The 6808-nt window shown below is 68.3% G+C and carries 6 protein-coding genes; 3 read left to right on the plus strand and 3 right to left on the minus strand.

Features of this window, described 5'->3' with window-relative positions; genetic code table 11:
- Positions 1-565, minus strand: a 565-nt coding sequence (locus KBI44_20890) for a hypothetical protein (protein MBP9146941.1), incomplete at its 3' end; no start/stop codon positions are given.
- A 19-nt stretch (positions 566-584) separates the two neighbouring features.
- Positions 585-959, minus strand: a complete 375-nt coding sequence (locus KBI44_20895; GenBank protein MBP9146942.1) for a transcriptional repressor — start codon at positions 957-959, stop codon at positions 585-587.
- A 75-nt stretch (positions 960-1034) separates the two neighbouring features.
- On the opposite strand from KBI44_20895, the gene KBI44_20900 reads away from it, so the two are divergent.
- On the plus strand, positions 1035-4382 hold the full coding sequence (locus tag KBI44_20900) for a hypothetical protein (protein MBP9146943.1): 3348 nt from the start codon (positions 1035-1037) through the stop codon (positions 4380-4382).
- Between the two features lie 166 nt (positions 4383-4548).
- Entirely contained in the window at positions 4549-5184 is a 636-nt protein-coding gene (locus tag KBI44_20905; GenBank protein ID MBP9146944.1) for a nicotinamide mononucleotide transporter, read from the plus strand.
- Here KBI44_20905 and KBI44_20910 read toward each other — a convergent pair.
- The gene (locus tag KBI44_20910) at positions 5181-5870 is read right to left on the minus strand and encodes a hypothetical protein (GenBank protein ID MBP9146945.1); all 690 of its coding nucleotides are present in this window, start codon (positions 5868-5870) and stop codon (positions 5181-5183) included. The two genes, KBI44_20905 and KBI44_20910, sit on opposite strands and share 4 nt — an antisense overlap.
- A gap of 268 nt (positions 5871-6138) precedes the next feature.
- On the opposite strand from KBI44_20910, the gene KBI44_20915 reads away from it, so the two are divergent.
- On the plus strand, positions 6139-6808 hold a 670-nt coding region (locus KBI44_20915), incomplete at its 3' end, for an ammonium transporter (GenBank protein MBP9146946.1).

A 6808-nucleotide genomic window follows, 5' to 3' on the forward strand; every position in this document is an offset into this window, starting at 1 on the left:
TCGGTCGCCGGCTGCCGTAGAGCCCGATCGCGTCGCGGCGCGTGGTGTCGAGGAGGAGGACGATCAGGGCATCGTTGTGCGGGCTGGGCTGCACGATCCGCAGATCCGAGATCACGACGCCGGCGGGTGCGTCGGAGACGAAGGTGAGGGCGGCGGGCGCGTCGGTCGCGATCGCCATGTCCTCGTAGGCGAGCCCGGCCCGCGCGTCGAAAGTGCGCTGGATCGCCGGCATCTCCGGACTCGGGGGCACACCGGCGATCTCGACGGTCAGCGTCGCCGCCCCCGGTGTCTGAGCCGCCCAGGCGAAGCGCAGACGCCCGGACGCGGGTCCCGGGAGCGACCAGCTGAACGCTTCGCCGGCCGGAACGAGGATGCCTTCGTGGCGCACCCGCGACGGTTCGACGATGGTGGCGCCGGCTCCGAGGGCTCCGGCGGCTTCCGTCGGCGGCGCGGGGCGGAGCGTCGCGGCGGGCGGCCTGGGATCGCCGCAGGCGGCCAGGGTGAGGGTAGCGACGAGCCCTGCGGCCGTGCGGACCGCAGCCGCCGCGAGCGGGCGGCGGCGCAAGACAGCGCTGCGATCCAGCTCAGCCGCGGGCACAGGTCGCGCAGCGCCCGAAGAGGGTGATGTCGTGGCTCTCGAGCTTGAAGCCGCGGGGGGTGAGCGCGCGCAGGTCCGGTGGACAGGCGTCGACGTCGAAAACCCGGTCGCAGACGCGACAGCGGAAGTGATGGTGATGGTGCTTCCCCGCCACCTCGTAGCGACTCGGAGCGCCCGGGAGCAGCACTTCCGCCAACCAGTTCTCTTCGACCAGGGCCTTGACGTTGCGGTAGATGGTCGCGATTCCCAGTCCCGGCACGCGCTCCTGCGCAACCTCCAGCGCCTCGGCCGGGGACAACGGGCGATCGGCGCGCTCGAACGCCTCTCGGATCGCGGTGCGCTGCTGGGTAGTTCTCGGCACGGCTCCATTGTAGCTGCGCGGCGGCGCGCGAGGCGACGCGGTTTTTCATAGGATCCACGGAAAAGGGGAGACGACATGCGAACGCTGATGGAACGAACGCTGCCCGGACGACAAGGGAACACGGTCTCGACGCTGGTGTGCCGGGCCGCCTGCGCCGTCGTCGCGATCGCCTCGCTCGCCGGCTCTGCTGCCGCCGGCATCGACGCTGATCTGCTCTCGGGGCTCGCGCCGCGCTCGATCGGCCCGGCCGGCATGAGCGGTCGCATCGCCGCGATCGCGGCCGTGGAGTCGAATCCCGACATCGTCTACGCCGGCGCCGCGACCGGCGGTGTCTGGAAATCCCAGGACGCAGGCATCACCTGGAAGCCGGTGTTCGACGACCAACCGGTCGCCGCGATCGGCGCGATCGCGATCGATCGCCGGAATCCCGCGATCGTCTGGGTCGGCACCGGCGAGGGCAACGTCCGCAACAGTGCGTCGGTGGGCAACGGCATCTACCGCTCGCTCGACGGCGGCGAGACCTGGACCCACCTCGGCCTCGACGGCACCGAGCGCATCCACCGCATCGTGCTGCATCCCGACAACTCGGACGTCGCCTGGGTGGCGGCGCTGGGCCGCGAATGGGGCGAGAACCCCGAACGCGGCATCTTCAAGACGACCGATGGCGGCAAGAGCTGGCGCAAGGTCCTCTACGTGGACGAGAAGACCGGCGGCGCCGACGTCGCGATGGTCGAGGGCAGTCCGAACCGCCTCTTCGCCTCGATGTGGCAGTACCGCCGCTGGCCGCACTTCTTCAAGTCGGGCGGCCCGGGCTCCGGCCTCTTCAGCTCGCTCGACGGCGGTGAGAGCTGGAAGCGCCTGGAAGAGGAGGACGGGCTTCCCGAAGGAGAGCTCGGACGGATCGGGCTGGGTCTCTCGCGCTCGCATCCCGAGATCGTCTACGCGATGGTCGAAGCGGAGAAGAGCGCGTTGCTGCGTTCGGACGACGGAGGACGAACCTTCAAGAGCGTGAACTCGGAACCCAACGTCAATCCGCGGCCGTTCTATTTCGGTGAGCTGCGGATCGATCCGCAGGATCCGAACCGGGTCTTCAGCCTCGACTATACGGTGCGCCTGTCGACGGATGGCGGCAAGAGCTTCGCCACACTCGTCCGCTGGGACGAGATCCACGGCGACCACCATGCCCTGTGGATCGATCCCGCCAACCCGCGTCATCTGATCACCGGCAACGACGGCGGAGTTTCGGTGAGCCACGACGGTGGCCAGAGCAACCGCTTCGTCTCCAATCTGCCGCTGGCGCAGTTCTACCATGTGGCTTTCGACATGGACGTGCCGTACAACCTCTACGGCGGGTTGCAGGACAACGGCTCGTGGCGCGGACCGTCGTCGGTGCGTCAGAACGGCGGCATCCGGAATCACTTCTGGCGGGCGCTGGCCGGCGGCGACGGTTTCGAGACCCTGCCCGATCCGACCGACTCGCAGCAGGGCTACGCGCTCTGGCAGGGCGGCAACCTCATGCGCTGGAACGTGCGCACCGGCGAGGTGAAGGACATCAAACCGGCGCCGGTCGATGGGGTCCGGCTGCGCTTCAACTGGAACGCCGGACTGGCGGTCGATCCGTTCGAGCCCGCGACGGTCTACCTGGGGAGCCAGTTCCTGCACCGCTCGACCGACCGCGGCGAGACGTGGGCGGCAATCTCGCCCGACCTGACCTCGAACAACCCCGAGTGGCAGAAGGCCGACCAGAGCGGCGGCCTGACGCCCGACGTCACGAATGCCGAGACCTTCACCACGATCGTGACCATCGAGCCGTCGAGAAAGGAGCGCGGACTGATCTGGGCCGGCACAGACGACGGGCGGTTGCAGGTGACGCGGGACGGCGGCTCGACCTGGACGAGCGTCGAGGGCAACGTCCCGGGCGTGCCGGCGAACAGCTGGATTCCGGCGATCGACGCCTCGACCCATTCGCCGGGCACGGCGTTCGCGGTCTTCGACAACCACCGGCGGTCGGACTGGACGCCGTACGTATATCGCACCGACGACTTCGGCCGGAGCTGGCGGAGTCTCGCGACGCCGGCACTGCGCGGTTACGCCCTCGCCATCGTGCAGGACCCGGTCGACCCCGATCTTCTCTTCCTCGGCACCGAGTTCGGCCTCTGGCTGTCGCTCGACGGCGGCAGGGAGTGGACCCGCTGGTCGAACGGCTTCCCGACCGTCTCGGTCATGGACCTGGCGATCCACCCCCGCGAATCCGACCTCATCATCGCGACCCACGGCCGGGCGCTCTGGATCGTCGACGACATCTCGCCGCTGCGCGGCCTCGGTGCGCAGGCGCTCTCCGAGAAACTGCGGCTCTTTCCGGTGGCGGACCGGGCGCAGTACTGGATGCTCTCGGAGGATGGCGGCTTCGGTTTCGGCGCCACCGAGTTTCGCGGCTCCAACCGGCCCTACGGTGCCGCTATCCACTTCATCGCCAACGGCGACCTCCTGCCGATCGCCGATCCGGAGCGCGACCGGGAGCGCCGCATCGCCGAGCGCCGCCAGGAAAACCTGAAGGCCGGCAAGACGGACAAGAACCCCTCCGCCTCGAGCCCTGCCGGGCAGGGAAAGGCCGGCGGGGGCAAAGCCGAGAAGGAGGACGCCGCGCAGGCCGCGAAGGCCACCCTCGAGATCCTCGATGACGCCGGCCTGCGTGTCCGCCGGCTGAAAGTGGAGGCGAAGCGGGGTCTCAACCGGGTCTATTGGGACTTTTCGCGCGACGCCTTCAAGAGCCCGCCTTCGAACACACCCGAGGAGAGCGGCGCCATTCCGGCCGGTCCGCAGGTCCCGCCCGGGCGCTATGAGATCGTGCTCTCGCTCGGCGGCGAGGAGCGTCGGACGTTCGTCCATGTGATCGCCGACCCGAGTTCCGGCAACAGCGCGGAGGATTGGCAGGTGCGCTGGAATGCGGTGCTCGAAGCCGGAAGACTCAATGACGCGGTGGTCGCGGCGATCGAGCGCATTCAGGCGACGCGGCGTGATCTCGATGCCGTCGCGGAACGCATCCGGCTCGCACATGCCGAGGCGCTGCGTTACGAGGCGGTGAAGGAGAAGGACCTGCCGCTCAGCGCGGAGGCGAAAGCCGTGCGTGACGGGCTGGAGAAGCTCGAGAAGCGCTTCTGGTGGCCGCGCGACACGGTGGGCATCACCCCGGATACCGACGTGATTTCGCGCCTCTACTATGTGCGCGGCTACCTCGGCTCGTCCTGGAGTCGCCCGAACCCGACCCATCTCGCGTATCTCCGCCAGGCGCGCGTGGAGCTCGATGCGGCTCTCGCCGACCTGAACGCCTTCTACGCCAGGGAGGTCGAGACCTACCGCGCGAGTCTTGCCAGCCAGAAGCTCGAGCTCGTCCCGGCCCTCCCGCCACTCGCGCTCCCCTGATGGCGCCGACGCCCGCCGACGCTCCTCGTCGCCCGACATCGCCCGACAGCGCCCATTGACACCCACCGACGAGCCTCTCGCCTTGTCGATTCCCCTGACGGGCGAGCCGGCGAGCCCGACCTCGAGAGCGCCGCAGCCGGTACTCTCGGGGCTGGAGGTGGGTCTCATGGCGCTTCTCTCGGCGGCGCTGCTGGTGGCGGCCGGGTTGCAGTGGTGGCCGCTCTCGATGACGGAGGCACTCGGCTTCGCAACCGGCGGGAGCTGCGTCTGGCTGTGCGTGCGCGAGCACATCTGGAACTGGCCGTTGGGCCTGGCGAACAACCTGGTCTTTTTCCTTCTCTTCGGGCACAGCCGGCTCTACGCCGACATGGGGCTCCAGGTCGTCTACTTCGCTTTCGGGGTCTACGGCTGGTGGAACTGGGTCTACGGCGGCGAGCGCCTCGGGGCGCTGCGAATCTCGCGCACACCGGTCACCGAATGGCTGCTTCTCGCGGCACTCGCGCCGCTCGCCACCTGGGGCCTCTGGGGGGTGCTGGTCGAGGTCCAGGGCGCCTCGCCCTTCTGGGACGCGACGACCACCGTCCTCAGCCTGGTGGCGCAGTACCTGCTCTGCCGCAAGCGGCTGGAGAACTGGCTGGTCTGGATCGTCGTCGACGCCCTCTACGTGCCGCTCTACCTGTCGCGTGACCTGCACCTGACGGCCCTGCTCTACGCGGTGTTCCTGCTGATGTGCCTCTACGGCCTCCGCGCCTGGCTGCCCGGCGGAGCTGTCGAACCCGAGGGACCTCGGGCCGTTCCCTAGACGCGGGGAAAGGTGACGATCAGGAAGGTGGCGTAGGTCAGCAGCGCCGAGGCGACGGTGAGCAGGCCGAGGCGAACCCGCCGGATCTGGAAGCGCTGCGCCAGGGCGGTGAGGAGGAGGACGGTCGCGAGCACGACGGTGATGCGTACGTACTCGTCGCCGGTTCTGCGGGTGCGCACGCCGGTTTCGAAAAAGACCCTGGCCTGTTCGGCGAGCTCCTTCGAGGAGTCGAGTCGCGCGCTTCTGTACTCCGGCAGGGAGCTCGGTCCGGTGGGTGCCTGCGGATTGTCGAACGGGTTCGTCTTCATCCAGGCGACGAAGGCGACAGCGAACTCGGGGCGGAAGCGCTTCTCGAAGAAGCGGGCCAGGGCCTCGTCCTGCTGGTGTTTGGCCTCCATCCAGGAATCGAAGGTGACGACATCGTAGAGATGATCCTGTCCGGCCAGGGTCTGCAGCTCCTGGCTCTCCACCGTGGTCGTCGCGAGCCGCGCATAGGCTTCGGCGCTCTCGGCATCCCATTTCGCCGCCTGGTACCCGCTCCAGGCGGTGAGGACGGCGACCGCTGCGAGGACCACTGCTTCGAGGATCTCGATCCACGCGTGCCGGCGCATGGGCGAGGAGTGGCCCCCGTGGCTCCGCTCGTGGAGGACCTGCGCGATCTCGATATTGGAGGTGGTCTCGGGCATCGGATCTCCTGGTGTCGTTCTCCCGCCGACGATAACTGAGAGACGCCCGCCCGGAGGGGGCTCCATCCCGCTCAGCCCGAAAGGGCAGCCGCCTCGGCGAAGTGACGCGGCTCGAGGGCTACCCGGGGTTCCCGCCCCATTCGGGCGGTTTCATCCGCGCTTCCCGGCGCTACCCTAGACGCGCTTCGCCCGGTTCGACTGCTCGCTCCCGGCGTCGCTGCGCCCGCGCTTCTTCATTTGCGAAGAAGCCGTCCACGAGAGGTTCGAGATGACGATCGACACTGGAAATACCGGATTCATGTTGCTCTGCGCCAGCCTGGTCATGCTGATGACGCCCGGGCTCGCGTTCTTCTATGGCGGCCTCGTCGGCCGCAAGAACGTACTGGCCATCATGATGCAGAGCTTCGTTTCGATGGGTTGGACGACGGTCCTCTGGTGGACCTTCGGTTTCTCGCTTTGCTTCAGCGGCGACATGAAGAGCGGCAGCGACGTCGCCGGGATCGTCGGGAATCTCGACTGGGCCTTCCTGCGCGGCATCACGCTGGACACGCCTTCGCCGATCAACTCGACGATTCCCATGATCGTCTTCTGCGCCTATCAGATGATGTTCGCCATCATCACCCCCGCTCTCATCACCGGTGCCTTCGCGAATCGCGTCACTTTCAAGGCCTACATGCTCTTCCTGACCGGATGGCTCACCCTGGTCTACTTCCCGTTCGTTCACATGGTCTGGGGCGGAGGCATCCTGGCGAGCTGGGGCGTCCTCGACTTCGCGGGCGGCATCGTCGTCCACAACATCGCCGGCATCGCTGCGCTCGCCTCCGTCCTCTACGTCGGCAAGCGCAAGGTCGTGGACCGCGGACCGCACTCCATTCCGCTCGTCGCGCTGGGCACCGGACTGCTCTGGTTCGGGTGGTACGGGTTCAACGCCGGCAGCG

Source organism: Thermoanaerobaculia bacterium, from assembly GCA_018057705.1.
Lineage (GTDB): Bacteria > Acidobacteriota > Thermoanaerobaculia > Multivoradales > JAGPDF01 > JAGPDF01.

Coding starts and splice junctions, on each gene's coding strand:
- KBI44_20900 (MBP9146943.1), top strand. CDS start 1,035: ATGCGAACGCTGATGGAACGAACGCTGCCCGGACGACAAGGGAACACG.
- KBI44_20910 (MBP9146945.1), bottom strand. CDS start 5,870: ATGCCCGAGACCACCTCCAATATCGAGATCGCGCAGGTCCTCCACGAG.
- KBI44_20905 (MBP9146944.1), top strand. CDS start 4,549: ATGGCGCTTCTCTCGGCGGCGCTGCTGGTGGCGGCCGGGTTGCAGTGG.